Below are 326 nucleotides of genomic sequence, written 5' to 3'. Positions count from 1 at the left end.
TGCGGGGTGCCGAGGTGGTCGAGCTGGTAGTAGAACGGGCAGGCGCGTTTCGGGCCTTTGCCGTCGAGCATGGCCAACGGGCGGAAGGTGCCGGGTTCGTAGATGAAGCTGCGGTGTTGGGTCGGGCTGCTTTCGGCGATCAGGTGGTCGCCTTGCCAGAAGAACTCGGTGGTCTGGCCGTCGACGGTTTTGCGGATGCGCCGGCCGAAGGCGTCGTACTGATAGGTGGCGCTGGTGCCGTCGGGACGGGTGAGGCCGATCAGGCGGTGCTGGCTGTCGTAGCGGTATTCGGTGACAAGGGTTTGTGCGCGGCCGCGGCGTTCGCG

1 protein-coding gene is annotated in these 326 nt (G+C 66.6%); it reads right to left on the bottom strand.

Annotation, left to right across the window (positions count from 1 at the left end):
* On the bottom strand, positions 1 to 326 hold a 326-nt coding region (locus tag C1X29_RS28255; RefSeq protein WP_146023291.1), incomplete at both ends, for an RHS repeat domain-containing protein.

Origin of the sequence: Pseudomonas sp. GW456-12-10-14-LB2, assembly GCF_002884345.1 — a bacterium.
GTDB classification, from domain to species: Bacteria; Pseudomonadota; Gammaproteobacteria; order Pseudomonadales; family Pseudomonadaceae; genus Aquipseudomonas; species Aquipseudomonas paraglycinae.
Note: the sequence above shows the minus strand (reverse complement) of the source record. Positions and strands in the feature narration are given on the sequence as shown.